We start from the raw sequence: 23,816 nt of genomic DNA, 5'->3' as shown, positions 1-23,816 counted from the left end.
TCTGTATATTCCAAACAGGGGATGCTCATAATAATAGCATGAGCATCAAAGCGGTTCTTGATAAGCCCATTCAATGATCTTGTGCAAGGACTGTCTTATTTGTTTTTGCCCTCTTTTAGAAGTAATGTCTATTCCACAGAAATGGGGACCATTCATTTCCGGATACAATGTCAGATAGTAAATGCCACTTATCAGGATCGCTGTGATAGCACGTATATTTTTTTTCTTAAAACGATGATCTGTGATTTGCGTAAAGAACGCTTCCCCAAAGAGCTCACGTTCCTTGTTCAGCTCTTTCAGCGGCTGCATATCCTCGCTCAGCCCCCAATGGATGATTTTACGCATCTCATCATTTTCCAATAAAGAGGTGTATTGCCGTTCGAGTATTTGATGCAACACTTCTTTACCATTATCCATTTTGCTTTGAGCGATCATTTGTTCTACCTGTGCAGCAGGGGTTTTCCAATAATCTTTACGGTCCAGGTAAGCTTTTATTAACCCTTCCAGACCTCCAAAATATTCATAGATCAGCCGTCGATCTAGTTGTGCTTTTTCCGCAACAGTTTTAACGTTCAGACCGGTAAATCCTTTTAATGAGAGGATTTCTCCTAATGCATCAATGAGCTTGAGCTCCGTTCTGGCTTTATTTCTTAGCGGGCCATTGGTGATCTTCCTAGACATAGCGTTGACGAATATTAAGATAGCAAAGTTACGCAATCAGGCTTGTTGATCTTCCAATAAAATTAGTATGGTAATGTGGGAATTGCTTGACCCAAAAGTACATCCCGACCGCTAGCGCCAGGAAGGTAACTACGTATGCAACAATTAATTATTGATATGACTTTTTTGCCCAACAATCCGGAACTACATTCGCCGGATAAAAATAATATATTTCATAGGAATATATTGGCAAAGAAATAGATATTAATTATCTTACTCTAGGTGGATCACACGCAAAAAAACAAAGCCTAAAAACACGAGCAGAGATTGTTGGGAAATTCTTTCCGATGAAACAGCAGCGAAGTTGCATGTTTATGTAAAGCAGTCCAGAGAAGAATGGGACTGGATTAATTAATAGATTCAAATGTTGTCATAGATTTTTGCAGCGCAAGCTACCTTTAAATGGAAGGGATTTGTTATTTCCATTGAACAGCTAATTGCTGCTGTTATTGCACCTTTTGAGGCATTGGAAGTAAGCGTAACGTCAACACGCTATCAATAAACATTGAAACAAAATGAAAAAAACAAGTTTAATAATTTTGACTATTGCGACATCATTCCTTTTTGGTTTCACATTTAAGACAATCATTACAAAACAAAATAAAAAAACCATGAAAAAAGTAACAGGAATTGGTGGTGTTTTTTTTAAATGCAAAGACCCCAAAAAAATGACAGAATGGTATAAAAATAATCTTGGGTTAAATACAAACCCGTGGGGAGGAGCAACTTTTGAATGGTTTGAAGGTACAGACAGCACCAAAAAAGGAACAACGCAATGGCAACCATTTCCCGAAGCCACAAAATATTTTGAACCTTCAACGCAGGACTTCATGATAAATTACAGGGTTGAAAATTTAGAAGAACTTGTTGAACAACTGAAAAAAAATGGTGTAACCATAGTTGACACTATTCAAACCGTTGACTTCGGTAAATTTATTCATATCCTTGACGCAGAAGGTAATAAAGTTGAATTGTGGGAGCCAAAAGATTAAGGACAGAAATTTTGTTTAACATATCAGCAGATTGTTTATAAAATACTTAAAACAAACAAAAAACCATACACCCAGCCCTGAACCATTATGGTTGTATCAATAAAAAAAGAAGAAGAAAAAAAGCTGCTGAGTTTTGTATCATTTCCCTCCTAAATTGCGGCCAGAGTTTTGTTACACAATTATATTTTACTAACACGCCCTGTTAGTGATTTTTGCATTTTTTTTATTGCAGATTACTTAAAAAATTAAGCGCCGGGAAAATTTTCCCCAGCGCTTCGTGGCACACAACCTCAATATGAACTCGCTTCTTATGCAGCAACGGTGGTAGCAATATCCTCGGCATTATTCAGTTTACGCCAGTTAAACAATTCTCTATCCACCCGTTTGTAAATAGGAAAAACCATCAGGAAGATAATCATACCTATGCCGATGATACAAGCCCATCCAAATAATTCTTTTATAGATTCAAGATTAGCCTGTACCCGGAAAACCTGGTAAGCGCTCAATGGGTCTGCATTGGGAGAATGTGCGCCATGGAAACGCTGTTGAAACAGCGGGTCGGCTTGGTCGCTCCAGGCTGCCAGCCGGTCTGTTAATTGTATGGGCCGGTAATACATCCACACTGAATAAATGCTTCCAAAAAACGCAGGTCCTAAATAAGTACGGGTAAAAATCAGCATCATCGATGCCACACCAAATTGAGCGGTGGAAAGTCCCACGGACAAATACAGGCCAATCGTCATGTAAGATGCAAGAATACCCATGCCCCGTATCACCAGGGGAAGCAGCATGGCAGTAGGTTCTGTTTGCGTGTCAATCATCAGGTAAAACATCCAGTCAGATATTACGTAACAAAGCAGCACAAATATCATCATCACCTTGAAGTTATTGAAATATTTGTAGTACCAAAAGCAAACCACTGCACCGAGCAGGTAACCGTAAATAGGGTAGGTGTTTACCCGGGCATTTTCAATCTGGTCACCTTTAAAAGCAATGCTCATCCACGGGCTAAGCAGGGATGATTGTGAGTAGAAAATGCAGTAAAAGAATATCATAGCAATACCAACCCAAACATTCCTGATGCCAAGCACGTTAAACTCCAGAATTCTATGTCTGAGCAATGCATTGCGTAACAGAAACAGCAGTAACAGGGATATGGTAAGCAAGGAAGCTACCTGTATACTGCTAGAGTCGAACCAGTCTTCTGTTCGCCCATAGGTCAGTACATAGGCAAACGACAGCATCCAGCCAGAGGCCAGGAAAAGGCTGAACCAATCAAATTTCCACATCGGTATTTTTCTACCCACAAAATTATTGTTTACCAATCCTATGGACAACAGTAGTGCAAAAAACAACATGAGGTTGGAAATGTGAAAAGAGAAATGCCAGCCAAATTTATCAGCAAGAAACACCTGAAATATTCCCGATAGTGGTGTTGTTAAAAGACTTATAGGATAATATACACAGTACATTTGAAAGCGCTGTGCACCGTTCGGCATTAAAATGGGGATAAGATTCACGACCATTAGAACCGAGCCGGTAAGCCGGATAGCACCGATGAAAAAAGTAGACAGTACAATGATAGCAGGGCTATCTGTTTGAGTCAGTAAAAAGTTTAGAAACATCAGCGACAAGCAAACTACCAGCAGAATTTGCTTTTGAGAAAAGTAACTACGCAGCTTGTTAAATGCAGCGAAAGAGGTAGCCATACCAGCCATGTAAGCATAACTGCACATGGAAGCATCAGCAGGATTTACCGCCAGGTCAGACACCATATACGAGGATATGGCGGTAGACAATCCGGAAGTAAAACTGATGCAAAGGCTCATGAAGATGATAAAATATACATCCAGTTTAGGGTTTACCCAATTATAAAACAGCCTGTCGCGCATATCCTTCTCCTGTTTTTTCGTTTTTATTATTTTTTCTTGGTAATCTGCACATTCATCCCGGCTGTGATCTTATCTAAGTTTTCTTTTTTGTTGTTTTCCGTAAATACAATTTTTACGGGAATCCTTTGTTGCACTTTGATAAAGTTGCCGGTAGCGTTATCAACAGGCACCGCAGAATAGCGGCTCCCGGTAGCGCCGGAAATAGCGTCTACTCTTCCTTCAAAAACAATACCTTTTAAAGCATCTGCTTTTATATCCAGGAGGTCGCCTACATGAACTTGATCTATTTGTTTTTCGGTATAATTTGCAGTGATCCATTTTTCGCCGTCCTGCACAATGGTGGCAATTGTTTGCCCTGGCTGTAGCAATTGTCCTTCCGCTATTTTTCTTCTACCCATAATGCCGTTGTAAGGCGCAGTAATGTAGCAATAGGAAACGTTTAACTGGGCCATTTCTACCATGGAACGAGCGCGGAGAATACTGGCGTCAGAAACATTTAATTTTTGGGAAGCGGTTTTGGTATTCAGCGTGGTGGATTGGCGTTGGCCCAGGAGTGCATTATATTTTGCCTGTAAGGCGTCGTAATCTGTTTTTACTTCGTCATATTGATATTGTGATATAACGTCAGATTTTAACAGATTTTCATAACGTTTCAGGTTGGTGGCCTGATTGTCCAGGCGCGCTTTTGCCTCTGCCAGATTTGCATCGGAAATAGAGGTGCTGTTTTCCGCCACATTTACATCTGCGGCCACCACTGTTTTGCCGGCTTGCGCATCTTGCAGGGATGCCAAAGATTGCTGCAATTGTATCTTATATTCCCTATCGTCGATCACCACCAGCGTATCGCCTTTATGCACGTGCTGATGTTCGTCAAATTTTATTTCCTTAATATAACCGACAATGCGGGTATTAATTGGATTGATGTATTCTTCTACCTGGGCATCGTCCGTATAGGCACGGTCGTTCAGGTGGAAATAGGTAATTAATCCCCAGCCGATGAGCACCACAATAAGGAGGATCGATAGCGAATTGAAAAAAATTCTCGACCACTTTGAATATTTTTTTTTCTGCTGATTTTCCTGTGACATATTTGTATTGAAATTAATATAGATAGTGTGTTTAAATTATTTTTCGTCCCAATTACCGGAAGTCTTCATTAAATTGAACCATTGATAGATGGTGCTTATACGGGCATTATTAAGGTTCAATTGTGAGGATAGCAGCGCCGTGCTGGCGTCGAGCATATCGGTGATCACAGAAAACTTGTTTAAATACTTTTGTTCCACCACCCGGTAGTTATCTTTCGCCAGATCATAACTTTCTTCCAGCGAATGATATTTTTCCCAGGCTTCTTGCATTTTTATATAAGCATTGTGAATGTCTATGGTGGATTTTTGTTCCAGCCAGTCTGTTTGTGTTTCCGCCAGCTTATAATTCATCTTTGCTTTTTCAATACGTCTTTTGCTCGTATACAGCGAGGCCACGTTATATTGCACCCGAACGCCCGCCATAGCATAGTGCATGAAAATATCGATGGGAGGAATGGAATATAAGAAGGGGCGTGCTATGGCATCGGTAGCAAACAGTGATACCTGCGGCAACCGCTCCGAACGGGCAATATTAATTTGCTTTTCAGCAATGTGTTGCTGTTGTTGCGCAACTTGTATTTCCGGCAGGCGATCCCGGCTGCTATCCAGGTAGGTTTGGATACCGGCGGCTTCAAATGTTTTTTGGTATAAAACCGTGTCCACGTCAATCACCGTATTTTCGGGTAATCCGATAACAATATTCAGATCATGATTGGCAATACGCGCGTTGTTATTCACTTCCGTTAGTTGCAATTTCAAATCCGTCAATTGTAATTGGCTTCTTACCACGTCGTTGTGGGTAAGCATTCCCTGTGCTACTAATTTTTGAATGTTGGAAAGCCTTTGTTCGGCCAGCGCAATATTTTGTTGGTACACCTTTTTTTGGTTGTACAGCGTAAACAGGTCTAAATATCGGGCCAATAGGAGGAATTGAATGTCTTCCTTATTTTTTTGATAATCTAAGGCAGCAATTTGCTCTTCCAGTTTGGACTGGGCAAGCTTGTTTCTTGTTTTGCCACCATTAAATACCGTGTAACCCGCTGCTAAGGAAAAATCCATGGAGGTATGCGGCATAATTACCGTTTCCATATAATTGTAATGGTTGTCCCAAACGTGTGCATTGCTGATATAGCCTACACTAGCACTTGCATTTAACTCAGGCAGATAAGCATCTTGTTTTTCAATAGCTGTGTTTTGTTTGCTAATGCCCATTTTTTGACGGGAAGCCTCCAGTTGTAAGCTGTTTCTTTCCGTCATGGCAAATAAAGAATCTACCGTTAACAACACATGATTTTCCTGCGCCGATACATTTCCCCGGCTGCAAAGCATACATGTCAATAAAATAAAAAGGTATTTTAGTCTCATCGTTTTAAGGCATACAGTTTGAAGTCAAACTAATGTTAAAAATTTTTAGCTGTTGATGATCGTATTTAAAGTATTAGTGAGCGACAAAATATCATCCATGGATAAGGGAATTTTGTTAATATCATATGTTTTATAAACATCAGGGTATAGATCTAATATAAACTGATGCCCTTTAGCACTTAAACCAATGATGTTGTTTCTGCGGTTATCAGGATTTGTTTTTCTTTCAATCATATCCCGTTTTAAAAGATTCGTTATTAAAGAGGTAAGCGTAGCCTTATTTTTACCGGTTTCATCGGCAATTTCCTGTTGGTTGGCCTCTCCCTTTTGTGCCAGAAATCTTAAAAAATATAATACCTGCATCATCTCGAAGGTAATATCGCTATAGCCGCGCTCAACAAGCTTTTTTTGCATTCTTTGCCGCAAATCCTGCCTTAGCTTTAAAACCGCATTAAAGAAATAATGCATTGTCTTCACTAATTGTTGATCATCCATGCTGCAAATTTAAAAAATAATAGTTAGAACTCAAACTGTTTGGCATCTAATCATTAGAAAACTTTAAAAAACAATAGGCAGGATAGTCAAAAATATGATATTAATATATTGAAAGTTATATACTAAAATATTATTTTTTATTTTACTTATTAAATATTATGGCTGGGTTTGGTTGTTTATGATGGGCTTGCTGTATGTTTAAGCAATCTCTTCTAAACAATGCCATGTTTGTTTCAACATATTAAAGAAGCGTCTGGTTGCAAAGGGGAATGGCCAGTTCAATGAAAATATAGTTGCTTCGTCTATCGTATATCCATAATGGTTATAGGCAGTTTGGCAATGAGCAATAATTTTAATGACTATTACGATTTGCCATTTGGGAATCCTCAACGGGTAAAAATATATTAAGTGTAATTTGACCCTTTATTAAATTATATTAATTTAGGCCTTCCAAAATCTACCAAATGAAGTTTTGCAAGCAAGTGTACTATACCATGATTGTGCTGCTGGGGCTATCAGGTCCTTTGTATTCCCAGGAAAAAAAACTGGAACTACATTCACCAGACGGCAGCATTAAATTATCCCTGCATATTGGAGACAAAATTTACTATACACTTTATAGCAATGAGGTAGCATTGCTGTCGGATAACCAGCTCCTGCTGCACCTGTCAGGAGAAACCCCGGGCGCTGCGCCCCACTTACTCAGTGCCAGCACCAGTAAGGGCGATGATAGCTTGCATCCTTACATTTCATGGAAGTATGCTGCGGTACGCAATCAGTATAATAGCCTGCTGTTGAAATTTAAAGGCAATTACGCGGTGGAATTGCGGGCATTTAACGACGGCGTGGCTTATCGTTTTATTACCAGTAAAAAAGACAGCATCCTGGTGAGCCAGGAGGAAGCGGGCATTCATTTCCCTGCCACCTACACCCTGCATCTGCAGCAGCCGCATAGCTTTGAAACTTCGTATGAAGAGCCTTATACTCACCTGGAATCTGACTCATGGAAGGCAGACGGCCGAATGGCCACACTGCCGGTGCTGATCGATACGAAAAGTAAGTATAAAATACTGATCAGCGAATCCGATCTCTCCGACTATCCCTGCCTGTTTTTTAAATCGAGTGGCAACAATGGTATGGAAGCCACCTTTCCCAAAGTACCACTCACGTTTAACGAGCGGGGCGATCGTAGCATTACTGTTACCAAGGAAGCCGATTACATCGCTAAAACCCGTGGCAGCAGAACCTTTCCCTGGCGCTATTTCGTAGTGACCAAAGACGATAAGGAACTTTTGGAAAACACGATGACGTTAAAGCTGGCCGCTAAAAGTAAACTCAAAGACCCTTCCTGGGTGAAGCCTGGACAGGCCAGTTGGGAATGGTGGAACGGCGCCAGTCCTTATGGTCCGGATGTAAATTTTGTAAGTGGCTGCAACCTGGCTACCTACAAATATTATATTGATTTTGCTTCCAAGTATGGCATTTCTTACATCGTGATGGATGAGGGTTGGGCTAAAACTACTACGGATCCTTTTACCCCCAATCCGGATGTAGACCTGCACGAGCTGGTGCGTTACGGCCAGGAAAAACACGTAGGTATTGTATTATGGCTTACCTGGCTAAGCGTGTACAATCATATGGATTTGTTCAAAACGTTTAAAGACTGGGGCATAAAAGGCGTGAAAATAGATTTTATGGATCGCAGCGATCAATGGATGGTAAACTTTTACGAGCGCGTGGCCAAAACCGCTGCCGAAAACCAGTTGTTCGTAGATTTTCATGGCGCGTTTAAACCCGCAGGGCTGGAGTATAAATATCCCAATGTGCTCTCGTATGAAGGGGTAAGGGGTATGGAACAAATGGGAGGCTGTAAGCCAGACAATAGCATTTACCTGCCCTTCATACGCAACGCCGTAGGTCCTATGGACTATACACCAGGCGCTATGTTAAGCATGCAGCCAGACGTGTATATTTCGGAACGCCCTAATGCAGCCACCATTGGGACCAGGGTTTACCAACTCGCATTATTCGTTGTGTTTGAAAGCGGCCTGCAAATGCTGGCAGACAACCCCACCTTGTACTACCGCAACGAGGATTGCACGGAATTTATTACCCAGGTACCCACCACCTGGGATGAAACCAAAGCACTGGTGGCAACTGCCGGTGAAGTAGCCGTGGTGGCCAAGCGCAAGCAAGACAAGTGGTTTATTGGCGGCATGACCAATGGTAAACAGGCGCAGCGGGAGGTTACCATCGGTTTTGATTTTCTCTCTCCTGGCAAAACTTACACCATGACCTATTTTGAAGACGGCATTAATGCCGGCACGCAAGCCATGGATTACCGGAAGAAAATCATGCAGGTTAAAAAGGGCGATACCCTGACCCTCCATATGGCCCGCAATGGCGGATGGGCGGCAGTGTTGCAATAAACTATTCCGGAGTAAAGTATACCGGGTGCATCAATGGGCCTTCCAGGCTGCCGGTGGGCAGGTTAGCGGCGTGCTGTTGTGGCACGTTGAAGGTATGGGTGGCATCCGGGCGGATAGAAAAAACGGAATTTAATACAGGCAAAAAATTAGCGTCGGTCCGGGCATCCCAATAACTTTCAAACATAGGCACAACCATGAATTCAAACTCAAAGCCATGTTGTGCTGGTATGTCTGCACTGAAAATATATGCGGCTAGTTCGTAAGTCATCATCAACTCACAGGTCTTAAATAGCTGGTAAAATGTTACATCCATTTTCATAGGTTATAATTCACCACAGACACCAGCCAGGAAGGCGTCGTTCCATAAAAACAACCTGCCGCGGAGAAGATTTAAAAGATGGCTGCGGGGCTAGTTTAAAAGCAGTTGTTGAGCGGAACTTGCCCCTGACTTTTGGTCTTACATCGCTCCGTATAAATGCACTATTTTCTTCGCCTTGGAAGGGCGGGCATTCATCCACGGGAATGCTATTGTATGCAGTGAAAATATTCTTGGAAATAAGTTTATTCGCCTTATCTTTTGGTGCGTTGCCCTTGCCGGCACTGGCGGGAAGAACGCGTTGAGCCGCCCCTGATTTAAACTGACTGTATGCAAGCAAATCAACCTTTGCAAAAACTGAATATTTTCAGCGTAGCGACTCCGCAAATGCGCACATTTCACATTACCTGGTTAATGTTTTTCGTTTGTTTCTTCGGGTGGTTTGGCCTGGCGCCTCTGATGCCAGCCATCCGGGAAGATTTGCATTTAAGCAAGGCGCAGGTAGGCAATATTATTATTGCATCGGTGTCGTCCACTATCATCGCCCGGCTGCTCATTGGCCGTTTCTGCGATACCTGGGGGCCTCGCAAAACGGCGGTGGCGCTGCTGCTCATAGGGTCATTGCCAGTGATGCTGGTGGGGCTGGCCAGGGATTATATTTCGTTTTTACTTTTCCGGTTTGCTATCGGCATTATCGGGGCCTCTTTTGTGATTACCCAGTTTCACACCGCCGTTATGTTTGCTCCCCGGCTGAAAGGTACGGCCAATGCGCTGACCGGTGGATGGGGCAACCTGGGTGGTGGAGTTACCAACATGGTGATGCCGCTTGTCTTTAGTGCCATCGTAGCTATGGGCCATACGCCGCATGCGGCATGGCGTTATGCCATGCTGCTGCCGGGGGTAATGATGTGGGGCGTTGCCTGGCTGTACTATCGCTACACGCAAGATACACCGGCAGGCAATTACAGCGATACGGGCCACAGGGTCCAAAAACAGAGGGCCGATTGGAGTATCCTGCGCGACAGGCGAGTTTGGGTGCTGGCGCTGGCATACAGCGTATGCTTTGGTATGGAAATAACTTTCGATAACGTGGCCTCCCTGCATTTCGTAGATGCGTTCGGGTTATCCCAGCAGCAAGCCGGTTTTTGGGCGGGCGTATTTGGGTTTATGAATGTATTTGCCCGTGCGTTGGGTGGCATCTGTGCCGACAGGATAGGGCTCCGGTATGGCCTGCGGGGTAAGGGTTGGTTGCTGGCAGGCGTATTGCTGCTGGAAGGTATAGGATTACTTTTATTTGCACAGGCGCAGAGCCTGGCAATGGCTATTGGTACGATGCTGTGTTTTGCCCTCTTCCTGAAGATGGCTAACGGCGCTACATACGCATTGGTGCCTTTTATACAGCTGCGCCAGGTGGGCCTGGTTAGCGGGGTAGTGGGGGCAGGCGGCAACCTGGGTGGTATGTTGTTTGGCTTTTTATTTAAATCGGAAACGCTTACGTATGTACAGGCATTTACCTGCACTGGTTTTATTGCGGTGGGAGTGGCCGGGCTGGTATTCCTCACGCATTTTGCCAGGCGGTCAGATGAGCAGACCAGTACCAGCCCGGCACCGGTATTGGCATAAATAGAATAAGCCCGCGGCAGGTCTTCTAAAAGATACATTGCCAGTGACCACCTTTCTTATTTCTCGCTAAATTAGTTTGAATTCAAACCAATATTCCTTAACTTTGGGTGCTATATAAAAACATGCTTGTCCCGTGGAATGAGGACAGTATGTTATTGGAAGGTTTAAAGATTATATTTTCCACGTAGCGGACATCCTTTTTGTATGATGAAACAACCACTTCCTTCGTTAGTTGAATATGGTCCCCGGAGGGTGATCATCACCATCACTGCCGTGGTGTGCGCATTGCTGGAAATTATTGATACCACCATCGTAAACGTAGCCCTGCCCGACATGCGGGGCAGCCTGGGCGCTACGCTCAATGAAGTAAGCTGGGTGATCACAGCTTACTCGCTAGCTAATGTAATTATCGTACCCATGACCAGTTGGCTTTCCCAGCAATTTGGGCGGCGCAATTACTTTGCGTCTTCGGTCATCTTATTTACCATCTGCTCTTTTTTATGTGGTAATGCCACCAATATTTGGGAGCTGGTTGTTTTCCGCTTCCTGCAAGGCATGGGCGGTGGCGCTTTGCTGGTTACTTCACAGACCATTATCACCGAAAGCTGGCCCCCGGAAAAACGTGCCACTGCACAGGCTATTTATACCTTGGGCGTTATCGTTGGGCCTACCCTGGGGCCGCCATTGGGGGGATATATTATTGATAATTATAGCTGGCCTTATATTTTTTATATCAACATCCCGATTGGGGTGATGGCAGCCCTGCTGGCGCTGCAATATGTGCGCAGCCCGCAGTACGAGCAGAAGCGGTCTGCCAGCCAGGTAGATTGGTGGGGCATTGTGTTCCTGGCTATCGGTATTTCTTCGCTGCAATATGTGCTGGAAAAAGGGCAGGAGGATGATTGGTTTAATAGTGCCGTGATTGTTACGCTCTGTGTGATGGCGGTGTTTTTCCTCTTCTTTTTTGTGTGGCGGCAACTGATCTATGAATACCCGATTGTAAACCTGCGGGTGCTGCGCAATGGCAACCTGCGCATCGGGGTGATCTTATCGTTCATCATGGGCTTTGGCCTGTTCGGATCTACTTTTGTAATTCCGCTGTACACCCAATCGCTGCTGGGGTGGACAGCCCAGCAATCAGGCATGCTGCAACTGCCCAGCACGTTGTTTGTAGCGGCTATGATGCCCGTGGTGGCCATGCTTATACAGCGGGGCGTGCCTCAGAAGTATCTCATTGCTATCGGCATGACGGTGTTTTTTATCTATAGTTATCTTTCTTATACTATCCTCACGCCCGATACCAGTGCTGGCAATTTCTTCTGGGTACTCATTGTACGCGGTTTTGGCCTGGGCCTGTTGTCTGTGCCGGTCAGCACTATGTCGCTTTCTACGCTGAAGGGCGCGGAAATAGGCCAGGGGGCTTCGTTTTCGGGCATGATGCGCCAACTGGGAGGCGCTTTTGGGGTGGCGCTGATCTCAACTTTCGTGACCCGGCAAACAGACCTGCACCGGAGTACGCTGGTAGCGCACCTGGACCCTACCAATCCCCAGGTGCAGGCCCGGGTTGGACAATTGGCCGCCGGCATGCGCAGCAAGGGTTTCGACCCCGGTACGGCCCAGCAAAAGGCCTATGCACTGATCGATGCATCGGTGACCAAGCAGGCTACGTTACTTTCTTATATGGATGTATTCTTGTGGGTGGGCATTATGTTTTTAGTATGTGTGCCTTTTGTATTGCTGTTCATTAAAACCTCCCGCAATAAAGTAAACCTGGCCGATGCCGCGCACTAATAAAAACGTAAATTAATAGCCTATGGCTTCCACAAACCTGGCAGCACTTGCCCGTGAACTGGGCCGCGCGATGGCCGAACAACGGACCTTTCTCCGGCAACAGATTCACCTTAAGATTAAGGAACACGACTTAAACATTACGTTTGAGTTACTGGAAGTAATGTCTTTCCTTAACCTGCACGATGGTGCTAATCAACAAGAGATTGCTGATGTGATGATCAAGGATAAATCCAGTATGACCTACCTGATAGATAACCTGGTGAAACGCGATATGGTAGCACGGCGGGAAGATGAGGTAGACCGTCGCAATAAACGGGTGTTCTTAACGGGAACCGGGCGGGCGTTGATGAATAAATTGGATCCATGGTTAACGGACATGTATGAAAAGGCTACTAATAATATCCCTGCTATGGATATAGAAAAAGCTATTTCGTTGGTTCATAGTATGAACAAAAAATTAAAGGAATCGTTATGAAAACATTACTCATCCCGGTGGATTTTACCACCACCACAGATAATGCCGTGACCTTTGGCGGGGCATGGGCCAAACGGTACGACTATGAACGCATTATTCTCTTGAAAACGTTTTACGACAATGTGTTCGATAACATCGTAGTATCTGCAGAATACGCGCCTGTGAACCAGGAATACCGCGCACAGGAGCGGCAGGAAGCCCGGGAAAAACTGGACCAGCTTTGTGAGCGGCTCCGCTCTCTGGCTGGCCCGGGCGTAACGGTGGTGACTGCCGAGAGCGAGGCACCGCTGCTACGCTCCATCCTGGAACTGGTGCAGGCAGAACGTCCTGAAATGATATTGCTGGGCAGCGACGATTATAAACATACCACTGGCAGTTTTATTGCAGGGCATGTAATCAGCATCGCTAAGGCCAGCCCGGTGCGCGTACTTATTGTACCGGCCAGCTATACCTACCGCCCCGTGGAAAAGGCCCTGGTGCCTTACGATTACAACGCGCTGTATCACCTTTCCAAACTCAATGCGCTCAAGACATCGCCATTGTGGGGCGACGTAAAATTGCTGGTGCTGAATATCGATCCCAAAGAACGGTACCGAAATCCCGATGAGGCATTCCGGAGCACTGAAGCAGATCTGCATAATTACCTGCAAAACTTTAATTTTTCGCTGCACTACCGCAATGATCAAAACATCATTGGCGGCATCATAGAATTTACCAAAGAACATGATGTGCAGTTGATACTTGCTATGCCTGGCCATTACAGTTTTTTGTATTCGCTCACGCACAAAAGCATTTCCGAAGGCATTTACAGGAATGCGCGGGTGCCGGTATTGATCTTAAAATAAAAGTTGCTAAAAAACGATGCAGGGGTAGTCTAATACTGGCTTCGTGTAAAAATATAAAACCCCGTGTACTAAAAAGCCTCCCGTTTTTAGCGGGAGGCTTTCAATTAGCGCCTGGTGCACCTGCTGGCCTACACCCTCCAAAGGTGGCCCATTGGGTTTCCCAGGACTTTATTTCTTGCTGTTGGCTATTTTTTTAAGGTACCTGCCACCTGGTGATGATTTAAAATTTTCACCCCCGAGGAAGCACTACAACGACGTGGCATTATTGGAGTGATGTAGCTGCCCCAATATACCTCGTAGGTCAGGTTATCCCTTTTGCAAGTTACGTTACCTGCACTTCCTGTAAGGTGCGGGTAGTGTCTTTAGATAAATGTTGCTGCTGTTGTTGTGCAGTGGCAGTTTGCAGGCCGCCTAATAGTAAAGCCAGTCCCAAAGTCCGGGCGTTGGTGTGCTTCATGATTACTGGTTATCTAAAGAAATTTATATAGCATTACCTGGTAGCGCAAAGGATAGGTAATGGCCACCAGTGGCATAATTTCAGGGCAAAGATGTAATGGAACAAAATGCCTACGCCCTCTCATCAGGAAATCTTTTTGCGCGATGCGAAAAAATCAGGGTCACACACAGGACCTAGAAAGCAGGGCATGCGGGCAATATGCTACAGACAGCTAATATATTTTTCATGATAGCAGGCCGCAACGTATGGACGTATGGGTGATAGCAGCTTATAATATCACCTCGTTCTTATAACCCTACGCCCCCGCCAGCCCGCTTATGTACCTTTGTTGCCTATTTTCGGGCATAACGTTGTACTTTCGGAGTTGTAAATCATAAGTAGGATGGGAACCACTAAAATAGGTTGGATAAGGCTGGGGAAAATGGGCATTCCTATGGTGCCGCACTTGTTGCAGGCGGGGTAGCCGGTTACTGTGTACAACCGAAGTAGCCACAAAACGGCAGGGCTGTAACATTCCGGCGCCATTACGGCCCCTTCGCCGAAAGTGCTGGCATAAAAAGCGGATATCATTTTCGTGATGGTTTCCGACGGTAAAGACATGCATAACCGCTTTACCGGGCCGGAAGGCTTACTGGCAGTGGGGGGCGGTGGCAGGATGGTAACGGTAATTAAACAGCTCAAATAGGCACGGTATGTGTGCGCACGATCATTTTTTAATAACAATATTTTCCTGCTATGGATGCTACCGGTATTGCATACAATGAATTTTTACATTATCCCGCTGCTCCTGTTGCGTTGAAAATGGCGGTGGCCGTGGGGATTGGTATGCTGGTAGGTATGGAAAGGAAGTGGTCACACAAGGAAGCAGGCATCCGTACGTTTGCCATTGTGGCCTTGCTGGGTATGTTGTCTGCCATCATAGGCGAAAACTATATTATTGCTTCCATGGTAGGCGTTTTCCTCCTGGTGATTGCCATGAATGCACGTAGCCTGATCGTGGAAAAAACGCTGGAGATCACTACCTCCGCTGCCCTGCTGGTAAATTATTTACTGGGCGTGCTGGTGGGCCTTGGTCATATCTTCACGCCGGTGGCAGGTGCTATTGCCATTACGATGTTGCTGGCCTGGAAAACAGAGCTGAACCGTTTTGCCGGTGGCCTGCTACCTTCCGAAATCCGCAGCGCCATTATATTAGGGCTTATTGGCTTCGTTATCTATCCAATTTTGCCAGACCGCTATATAGACCCCTGGCAACTCTTTAACCCCAGCGATGCCTGGATCAGCGTGATTGCCATTGCGGGTATTGGTTTTGTGAACTATGTATGCCTCCGGGTGTTTAGTACCACCGGCTTTTACATGGGTGCTATTTTTGGAGGGTTGGTCAACAGCAGCGCCACCGTAGCCGAAACCAGCACGCGGGTGCAGGCATCTGGTCAAACGGCCAGGATGAGTACTTTATGCCTGCTTACCACGATCGCCATGTTTGTACGCAACCTGATCATAGCGACCCTGTTTGCCCCAGCCTCCTTAACGGCTACGCTAGCACCTTTGCTGGCTATGTCGCTGGTGTCTGCACTCTTCATCCTGCGCGACCAGGTTACGCAAAATAAAAACGTGGAATATACACAGGAAGGCAACGAACTGAAACTCACTTCGCCTATTTCGGTAGGGAAAGTATTATGGTTTGGTATGTTATTCATCGTGATACAGGCGGGTGGTACCCTGCTTACGCAAGTCTTTGGCAGTTATGGTATCCTGGCCACTGGTATTTTCGGGGGGCTGGTGAGTAGCGCCAGCACTACGGCGGCCGCAGCCACCATGGCCATGCACGGCAAAATCACGGCTTCTATGGCGGGCAGTGTTGCCATTCTTTCTTCACTGGCCAGCGCTGCCATTAACCTGCCCATTGTCTGGCGTTCTATCAAAGACAAAGCGGTGGTGCGCAAAATTACCTGGCAACTAATGGTGATCATGGCCATCGGGATTGTGATGGTGCTGGCAGATCGTATTTTCCTTTTTTCAGACATGCTGCTGCGGCAATAAAGCAGGCCACGAGCGCAACACATGGTTGCGCAGGCGCAGAAAGGGTTTTTCCAAAACCGTATGTAGTATAAACGCCACCAGCAAACAGGCCAGCGTGGAGATCACAAAGGTGGCAGTGCTTTTTAAGTTCCACCCTTTTTGCGCCAGCCAGCCCTGAGTTATGTGCAGCACTATCTTGTGCGTAAGGTAAAGCACATAAGAAAGGGAAGCCACCTGCCACGTTAGGGTAAAACCACGCTTATACAGGAAGGAACTGCTGCACACCGCACCGGCCACCAGCAGGCCATACCCTGCATCTACCATCGGAAAACCCACGATGGAAGCCAGGTAGGTTTTAGGGTCGGCACATACTACATAGGCGGCAACAAGTACCGCCCCGCCCGCAGTTATCAGGTAGTTGCCATAAGGCTGCAAGCGGGCGCGCAGGGTGGGTTTAAACTGGAAGAGCGCCGCAATGGAAACGCCCATCAGCAACCCATCCAACCGGCTGAACGTAGGATAATAAAGCCATTTGTACCAATATGCCCACCCGTCATCCTGGTCGGTAAAAGGCTTTACCCCATAATGCCAGCATAACATCCGGATGCCAATGCCCGCCATAAAAAGAAATACCAGCAGCCAAATGCCTTTGCGGAGTAGATTAAAATACACCAGCCCAATCAGCACCAGCGGCAGCAGCAAATAAAACTGTTCTTCTATACAAAGTGACCATGCGTGGGAAAAGGTGCCTTGTGTGCGCAGGTCTAGTCCCAGGTTTTGGGTAAAGGTCAGGTACTTCCACAAGGGCGCCAGCGCCTCCCGTTCGCGGAAGGATGGCAGCGAAAAGTATACGATCACAGTCAGCAGGTAAGCGGGTATAATGCGGAAGAAACGCTTAATGAAAAATTCCCGGAATGAAATGGCCTGTCCCCGCCCGATGGTGGCGAACAACTGCGACGCAATTAAATAACCGCTCAGCACAAAGAAAAGATCTACCCCCGTCCAGCCAAATTTACTGATCCTGTTCACCCAATCCGGATGCGGGAACATACCGCCATAATGATATAAAAACACGAAGGTAATTGCAAATGCACGCAGGTGGTCCAGGCCGTGCAGGTGCCGGTGCGCAGTAGCGGTGGTGGTGGCCATTAAAATAATTGTGTGCCGCAAAAGTGCAGAAAAAAAACAGGCAGGTCGCTACAATGTGATGAATGGAGGTAGTAAGGTATGAAAATACCTAAAGGCGGCTTGTACAGGGGCTTCATTCATTTAACCAGTACGGTGCGTAAGCCATTATCTGCTACCTGCTGCGATGGTCACAGCGGGGCATTGCCGCTGTGGAAAGCGTGGATCATCCTGCAATGAAAGCGGTGTGGCTTAGTCCAGCCCCGGACCTTCCTGCTCGGCCAGTATAGCCTTGCATTTCTGTACGAATGCGCGGCCATTTTTCCACTCAAACGCGTGGTACACCATATCGTCGTACGTGGTACCCAGCCCGTATACTTTGTGGGAGGGATGGTGCAGCTTCCACTTAGGCTCCTCCACATGGGTGGGCCACCAGAAGCGCACGGTGCCTTGCTGCAGGCGTACCTGCTCGGTAAGGTTTTGGGCGGCGGCTACCTGGTCGGTGGGGTGCAGGTCTGGATAGTGCAGTTCTTTGAGGTAAGCCGTGGAAATGGCATAGAAAAAAGGCGATACATACAGGTTACAGACATCCTGGAGATGATGGGCCGTTTGCGCACAACCTACTATGGTGTGGGGTTCCAGCAGGTCTGTAATGAGTTTGTTCAGCCACATTCTTTTGGTGGGAATACAGTCGATATCAAAAAAAATCAGGTAATCGGTATCCGTTACCCGGCGGCAAATGTCGTTGAGAAAATCGGTGGGTGTCATGGCAGCATCCATCACCTGGTTCACGCTCAGGCCAAATTTCTCGGACACTGAACGTTGGTACACCGGGATGTCTGGCGCTACGGCTGCGTTATAAAAAGAAAAAAATTTTAAACAGCGATCTTTCATTGGGATACAGCGACATCACCATCAATTGAATGCTGATAATAGGCAATCTGCCGGATAGTGCAGCAAGGGTACACCGGCCTTATGGCGGAGTAGGCAGGCCCTTTAAGCAGTGTCCTTTATTCACCTTTAAGACTTTTTACAGGATTGATCAGCGCCGCACGGATGGCCTGTGCGCTCACGGTGAGCAACGCGATGAAGATGGCTATAAAGCCCGCCAGCAAAAATATCCAGCCATTGATCTCTACACGGTAGGCAAAATCATAGAGCCAGGCATGCATACACCAATAAGCCAGGGGGCTGGCAATGAGCAGGGCAATGAGGACCAGTTTCAAAAAATCGCCGGAGAGCAGCGCTGTAATATTTATCACTGAAGCACCCAGTATCTTACGGATGCCAATTTCCCGCACCCTTTGTTGGGCGGCAAAAGCAGCCAGCCCAAACAATCCCAGGCAGGAGATAAAAATGGAGATGCCGGTGAAGGTACTTACGATGGCGGCAGTTTGTTGCTCCGCACGATAATTACGCTGGAAGTCCTGATCCAGGAAGCTATATTCAAAGGGCTCGTTGGGCAGCACGGACCGCCATTGCTGGTTTACCCAGGCCAGTGTTTTATCTACCCGGCCCGCAGGCACATGTACGATCAGGTAGTTAAAATCCTGTTCCCGCCCGCGCAGAAAGCCGTAGGGCTGTATTGCATGGTGCAAGTCTTCAAAATGAAAGTCCCTGACCACACCGATGATCTGGTAAACGGCTGGTGGCACGCCAGGCGCGTCCCATTGTAAACGCTGGCCAATGGCCTTTTCCAAGGGAATGTTTAGTTTGCGCAGGGTGGCTTCATTCACCACCATACGGTTGTTGGTATCAGCAGGAAAGGTTTCGGAAAACAAGCGGCCTTTCAGGAGGGTAAAGCCCATGAGCTGTAGATAATCGGGCGCAATGGCGCTGGCTTTGATCTGCTGCACTTCGCTCACCGGGTCTTCTACTTTATGAACCCCAAATCCTGCAGGGTTCAGGATGCCGGGGTAGTAATCGGTGCCGGCAGCGCCTGTTGCCAGGTGGCTTTGGAGCAGCTGGTTGTGCAGTGTAGCATATTGCCGCCGGCTTTCCCTGCTATGCAATGGAATGACGATCTGCTGGTCTTTACGGAAGCCCAGCGGGCGCTCACGGAGGTAACGCATCTGCTGCCGGATGACGAGGGTGGCCAGCACCAGGCATATGGATATTACGAATTGGAATACCACCAATGCGCGACGCAAGGTGGTGGCGGACATAGAATTATTAAACCGGCCCTTGAGTACTTGTATGGGGTTAAACACCGATAAATAAAAGGCTGGGTAACTGCCTGCCAGCAAACCGGTGGCCAGGGCCAGCAATCCGAAAGCCGCCGCCATGCGCACATCTAACAGGTTGGTAATGGTAAAAGTTTTGCCGGTAAGCTGATTAAACAGGGGCAGCAGTCCTGCCACCATTGCCACCGCCACCACCAGCGCCAGCAGGCAAAGTACCATAGACTCGCCCAAAAACTGGCGGATAAGGCCGCCCCGGCCCGCACCCATCACTTTGCGGATGCCCACTTCAGCTGCCCGCCGCGTAGCCCGCGCAGTGGCCAGGTTCATAAAATTAATGCAGGCAATAAGCAGGGTAAATACTGCTATACTGCCCAGTATGTAGAGATAGCTCCTGCTGCTGGTACTGGTCACTACCTGTGGCAGCCGGTCGTACAAATGAATGCTGGTAACCGGTAGGAGAGAGATGCTTCTGGCGTACCCGGCGGCTTGCAGTTCTTTGTTAGCATAACGTTCCATGAAGGCTGGAAACTTGCGTTCCAGCGCTTTATAGTCGGTGCCGGGGCGCAGGCGCAGGTAGGTGAAGAACATGTTATTGAACGAAAAATTCAATGGTCGCTCACGCAGGAAATTGCCCACCCAGCCTTTGCCCATGGGTACAAAAAACAGGGCGTCAATATGAGATCGGGCGCTTTCATCTTTATACACGCCGGTCACGGTAAAGGTTTCATCTAGTCCGGTAGAGCCGCCAATGGTCAGGAGTTGATGGAGGGCCGGTTGGTTGCCAAAGAATTTATGGGCCAGCACATCAGAAAGTACCACCGCGTTAGGATCTTGTAAGGCCGTAGCAGCACTGCCTTCGGTGAATTGGTAGGTGAATAACTGGAAAAAGGAGGTGTCTACCTGGTAGCCACGGGTTTCATAAAAAGACTGCAAGGGCTTGCCGGCTATGCGGGTTTGGAAAAGGGTTTTGCCTTCTATCACGTTGGCAAACACCCGGGTCACGGCTTCAATCTCCGGGAAACTGGCCTTCAGCGCCCCTGCATAGGCACCGGAGATGGTGGCATTTTCCTTATTGCCCGCATTGTTTAATAGGTTTTTACTTTTGAGGAAGTAGAGGTCCTTCGCATATTGCTGATGACGGTCGTACTGCATTTCACTGCGGATGTAAAGCAGCAGCAACATGCAGCAGGTCATGCCGATGGCCAGCCCAAATACGTTGATGGCGGAAAACAATTTATTGCGCAGCAGGTTGCGCAGGGCAATTTTGAGGTAGTTGGTGAACATACGGATGGCTGGCTAAGAAAATGCCATGTTTTATGCAGGTTCGTTATCAGTTGGTTACAATTAGCGGCAGGAACAGCGGTGACCGTTTTCGTACAGTAGGCGTGCGTTTTTGGGCGTTACTCCCTTGCAATGAGGTGCTTGGCCCGGCAATATTCCATGGCTTCTTCAATACTATTTACCTGAAACTTCCGCAAAATATTCATGCGGTGGGCCTCAATGGTGCGGATGCTGATGTCTAAAGATTCTGCAATGTCTTTATTAGTTTTTCCCTGATCTATGAGCCGCAGAATCTGTTCCTCCCGGCGCGATAAAGTTATCTCCGCCGCAGGGCTACTGGCGGGCGTGGTGGCCTGTTTGGCGTCCAGGTATTTCTTTACCAGGATATCACTTACTTCCCCGATAAAATAATATTTGCCATTGGCTACACTGCGAATGGCGCTAAGGAATATTTTATTGCTGGTGTCTTTGAGGATATATCCGCTGGCACCCATTTCCAGCGCAGCAGCTACATAGTCAGGTTCATTGAATAAGCTGAAAAAAAGAATGTTGCTTTTATGGCTGGCTTTGAGCAGGGCTGTACTGGTTTCCAGGCCGTTTATGCCCGGCATGCGGATGTCCATGATGATCACATCGGGGTGCAGGTTGTGCAGCAGTTGGAGGGCATCTTCGCCATTAGTGGCTTCGCCGATCACTTCCATATCCAGCTCGCTGTTGATAAGCTGTTTTAAACCGTTGCGGAAAATTTCGTGGTCGTCCACCAAAAAAACAGACATTTTCTTCATCACTAAAAACTAATTTCTAATTGGATAATAGTACCGAGCCCTGGCTGGGTGTTAATGTTTAAGGTGCCGCCCAGCAAGGCTGCCCGCTCTTTCATGTTGCGTAGGCCGTTATTTTTTGTAAGCTCCCGCGAAAATGCACTGCCTTCATCAAAATAAAATCCTTTCCCGTTGTCACGTATCATCAGGTGAAGGAAGTGCGGATTACTGTCAATGTGTACCTCTATGGTGCCGGCATCCGCATGTTTAATGGCATTATTCAGCGCTTCCTGCAATATACGGTATATGCCTATCTCCACCTCTTTGGGCAGGGTGCCGGGCATTAATCTTTCTTCCAGCAGGAAGTGAATGTTGCGCGCCGTGTGCCGGCAAGTATTAATCAGTTCTTCCATGGCGGAGCGCAAGCCAAAGTCGTCCAGTACACTGGGCAGCAGGTCGGAACAAATGCGCTTGGTTTCATGGATAATGCCCGACAGTAGGTTATTCACCATCGAGATTTCTGCGTCTTTCACCACGGCCCGGTCTTCTATTTGTTCCATTTTCATGCGCAGGCTGGTCATCATCTGGCCTATGCCGTCGTGTATTTCCGCCGCTATACGTTTGCGTTCTTTTTCCTGTCCGCTAATGATGGCGTAGGAGCGGATTTTTTGTTCCATATCCTGGCGCACCAGTTTTTCTTCCGTTAGCTGTCGTATCTCGCGCTCGTTGTTTTTACGGCGGGTAATGTCGTTGCACACGGCCATGTACTGGTATAACGCGCCGGTATGGTCAAATATAGGCATCAGCGTTACATCCAGCCAAAAGCCGGTGCCGTCTTTAGCATGGTCAAATACCTCGCCCTGCCATACCTCATGCCGTCGCGCAGGGTCGCGCAGGTGTTCGTATATGATGCTTTCGCCACTGCCCATGTTGTTATAAAATAAGGGTTTGCCGCCCAGTTCCAGCATGCTGTATTTGGTAACATGGCAATACTTGTCGTTGGCATAAATGATGGTGCCGGTATGGTCTGTCTTTACCAGGTAGGTGGCCTTTTCCAATGCATAATTCACTTCCCGCAGTTCGTTGTGCGACTTCTCCATTTGCCGGTTGGCATCCTGCAATTGAGCCGCCAGTGCTGCCGATTTTTCTTCGGATGCCATCAGGCCTTTGATGATCCGTTTAATGCGTATCGCCACAGGGTAAAAGATAACCAGCACTTCTATCAGGAGGGTGCACAGCACAAGACCCAGCATCAGGTATTCTATTTGTTTGAGCTTACGCACCCGCTCTTTGGAAAAACGGTCGTAGTCGAACACAATGAGTTCCATCCCCAGCAGGTAAGACTTTTCATAACTCAGTATGGTTTCCACATAAGGCCGTATCTCCGCGGTGGTAAAGGGTTTGTTGTTGTACAATACCTGAAGCATACCGTTGCCGGCTTCCCAGATTTCCTGGTGGGGGGTATGGATGATGTCAAACATTTGTTGCAACTCATCCTGGTCGTTGGCTGGCAGATTCAGGAAGTTGCTGCCGTTTTGCAAGCCCTGGTGCGACTTCTGCCACTGCATGAGCGTGTTGGTAAATTCCTTGCGGTTGGTTTCCACGTCGCGCCCGGATTCCAGCAGCAGGGCCAGTTTGCTCAGGGTTTGGCTATAGGTGCGCAACCGGGCCGCAAAGTTAATCACGTGCGAGTCGTTGATCTGGTGATCCAGGTATTGCTGTATTACAATCTGGCTGCCAATGCTCAATACCGCAATGGTAGTGAGCGCCGCAGCGTACATCGCCGTGAAGTACTTAAATATTTTACGATCTTCCGATACAGGCAGCATAAACCAGATTTTGGTAGGAGGTAGAAGATTCCCGTTTGTAGTAAGTGTGTTTATGCATGGCATACCCCACCACCTACAATGCACGGCATGCCTTGTCCATAAAAGTATAAAATTTACCCGCCTTTTA

General features: G+C 46.9%; 19 protein-coding genes. 7 read left to right on the top strand and 12 right to left on the bottom strand.

The window, feature by feature from the left end; genetic code table 11:
* Positions 1-45: 45 nt before the first annotated feature.
* Positions 46-681, bottom strand: coding sequence for a TetR/AcrR family transcriptional regulator (locus GA0116948_RS10160; protein WP_089711698.1), 636 nt, complete (start codon positions 679-681; stop codon positions 46-48).
* Between the two features lie 554 nt (positions 682-1,235).
* On the opposite strand from GA0116948_RS10160, the gene GA0116948_RS21585 reads away from it, so the two are divergent.
* The gene (locus GA0116948_RS21585; RefSeq protein ID WP_240619196.1) at positions 1,236-1,712 is read left to right on the top strand and encodes a VOC family protein; all 477 of its coding nucleotides are present in this window, start codon (positions 1,236-1,238) and stop codon (positions 1,710-1,712) included.
* Between the two features lie 308 nt (positions 1,713-2,020).
* On the opposite strand, the gene GA0116948_RS10150 is transcribed toward GA0116948_RS21585, so the two are convergent.
* The 4 genes from GA0116948_RS10150 to GA0116948_RS10135 all read right to left on the bottom strand — a co-directional run bounded on the left by GA0116948_RS10150 (position 2,021) and on the right by GA0116948_RS10135 (position 6,552).
* The gene (locus GA0116948_RS10150) at positions 2,021-3,604 is read right to left on the bottom strand and encodes an MFS transporter (protein WP_089711696.1); all 1,584 of its coding nucleotides are present in this window, start codon (positions 3,602-3,604) and stop codon (positions 2,021-2,023) included.
* Between the two features lie 26 nt (positions 3,605-3,630).
* On the bottom strand, positions 3,631-4,692 hold the full coding sequence (locus GA0116948_RS10145; RefSeq protein ID WP_089711694.1) for an HlyD family secretion protein: 1,062 nt from the start codon (positions 4,690-4,692) through the stop codon (positions 3,631-3,633).
* A gap of 36 nt (positions 4,693-4,728) precedes the next feature.
* Positions 4,729-6,021 carry a TolC family protein gene (locus tag GA0116948_RS10140; RefSeq protein ID WP_165798431.1) on the bottom strand — a complete coding sequence of 431 codons (1,293 nt, stop codon included), beginning with the start codon at positions 6,019-6,021 and terminating at the stop codon, positions 4,729-4,731.
* Between the two features lie 81 nt (positions 6,022-6,102).
* Complete coding sequence (locus GA0116948_RS10135; RefSeq protein WP_089711690.1) at positions 6,103-6,552, bottom strand: MarR family winged helix-turn-helix transcriptional regulator; 450 nt, start codon at positions 6,550-6,552, stop codon at positions 6,103-6,105.
* A gap of 464 nt (positions 6,553-7,016) precedes the next feature.
* Here GA0116948_RS10135 and GA0116948_RS10130 point away from each other — a divergent pair, with 464 nt between their 5' ends.
* Entirely contained in the window at positions 7,017-8,981 is a 1,965-nt protein-coding gene (locus GA0116948_RS10130; protein ID WP_205686115.1) for a glycoside hydrolase family 97 protein, read from the top strand.
* A gap of 1 nt (position 8,982) precedes the next feature.
* Here GA0116948_RS10130 and GA0116948_RS10125 read toward each other — a convergent pair whose 3' ends face one another.
* Positions 8,983-9,294, bottom strand: coding sequence for a DUF5672 family protein (locus GA0116948_RS10125; RefSeq protein WP_123891765.1), 312 nt, complete (start codon positions 9,292-9,294; stop codon positions 8,983-8,985).
* A 333-nt stretch (positions 9,295-9,627) separates the two neighbouring features.
* On the opposite strand from GA0116948_RS10125, the gene GA0116948_RS10115 reads away from it, so the two are divergent.
* The 4 genes from GA0116948_RS10115 (at position 9,628) to GA0116948_RS10100 (ending at position 14,031) form a co-directional block, all read left to right on the top strand.
* Positions 9,628-10,920 (top strand): NarK family nitrate/nitrite MFS transporter, encoded by a 1,293-nt coding sequence (locus GA0116948_RS10115; RefSeq protein ID WP_205686114.1) that lies wholly within the window; start codon positions 9,628-9,630, stop codon positions 10,918-10,920.
* Between the two features lie 204 nt (positions 10,921-11,124).
* Positions 11,125-12,711: a DHA2 family efflux MFS transporter permease subunit gene (locus GA0116948_RS10110; protein ID WP_317041911.1), complete on the top strand. Its 1,587-nt coding sequence runs from the start codon at positions 11,125-11,127 to the stop codon at positions 12,709-12,711.
* Between the two features lie 22 nt (positions 12,712-12,733).
* Positions 12,734-13,186, top strand: coding sequence for a MarR family winged helix-turn-helix transcriptional regulator (locus GA0116948_RS10105; protein ID WP_089711682.1), 453 nt, complete (start codon positions 12,734-12,736; stop codon positions 13,184-13,186).
* Entirely contained in the window at positions 13,183-14,031 is an 849-nt protein-coding gene (locus GA0116948_RS10100) for a universal stress protein (RefSeq protein ID WP_089711680.1), read from the top strand. The genes GA0116948_RS10105 and GA0116948_RS10100 overlap by 4 nt, the downstream gene beginning before the upstream one ends.
* A gap of 322 nt (positions 14,032-14,353) precedes the next feature.
* Here the strand turns inward: GA0116948_RS10100 and GA0116948_RS21680 are convergent, their stop codons facing one another.
* On the bottom strand, positions 14,354-14,488 hold the full coding sequence (locus GA0116948_RS21680) for a hypothetical protein (RefSeq protein ID WP_262487093.1): 135 nt from the start codon (positions 14,486-14,488) through the stop codon (positions 14,354-14,356).
* 735 nt (positions 14,489-15,223) lie between these two features.
* On the opposite strand from GA0116948_RS21680, the gene GA0116948_RS10090 reads away from it, so the two are divergent.
* Positions 15,224-16,531: an MgtC/SapB family protein gene (locus tag GA0116948_RS10090; protein ID WP_089711676.1), complete on the top strand. Its 1,308-nt coding sequence runs from the start codon at positions 15,224-15,226 to the stop codon at positions 16,529-16,531.
* Here the strand turns inward: GA0116948_RS10090 and GA0116948_RS10085 are convergent.
* From GA0116948_RS10085 to GA0116948_RS10065, 5 genes are all read right to left on the bottom strand, one after another.
* Entirely contained in the window at positions 16,508-17,659 is a 1,152-nt protein-coding gene (locus GA0116948_RS10085; protein ID WP_089711674.1) for an acyltransferase family protein, read from the bottom strand. The two genes, GA0116948_RS10090 and GA0116948_RS10085, sit on opposite strands and share 24 nt — an antisense overlap.
* Positions 17,660-17,887: 228 nt before the next feature.
* On the bottom strand, positions 17,888-18,529 hold the full coding sequence (locus GA0116948_RS10080) for a hypothetical protein (protein WP_089711672.1): 642 nt from the start codon (positions 18,527-18,529) through the stop codon (positions 17,888-17,890).
* Positions 18,530-18,645: 116 nt separating this feature from the next.
* Positions 18,646-21,102, bottom strand: a complete 2,457-nt coding sequence (locus GA0116948_RS10075; RefSeq protein ID WP_089711670.1) for an ABC transporter permease — start codon at positions 21,100-21,102, stop codon at positions 18,646-18,648.
* A 116-nt stretch (positions 21,103-21,218) separates the two neighbouring features.
* Positions 21,219-21,884, bottom strand: a complete 666-nt coding sequence (locus tag GA0116948_RS10070) for a response regulator (protein WP_089711668.1) — start codon at positions 21,882-21,884, stop codon at positions 21,219-21,221.
* A gap of 2 nt (positions 21,885-21,886) precedes the next feature.
* Positions 21,887-23,689: a sensor histidine kinase gene (locus GA0116948_RS10065; RefSeq protein ID WP_165798430.1), complete on the bottom strand. Its 1,803-nt coding sequence runs from the start codon at positions 23,687-23,689 to the stop codon at positions 21,887-21,889.
* Positions 23,690-23,816: the final 127 nt, after the last annotated feature.

Source organism: Chitinophaga costaii (assembly GCF_900094705.1).
GTDB classification, from domain to species: Bacteria; Bacteroidota; Bacteroidia; order Chitinophagales; family Chitinophagaceae; genus Chitinophaga; species Chitinophaga costaii.
This window is presented reverse-complemented; position numbering and strand designations above follow the sequence as displayed.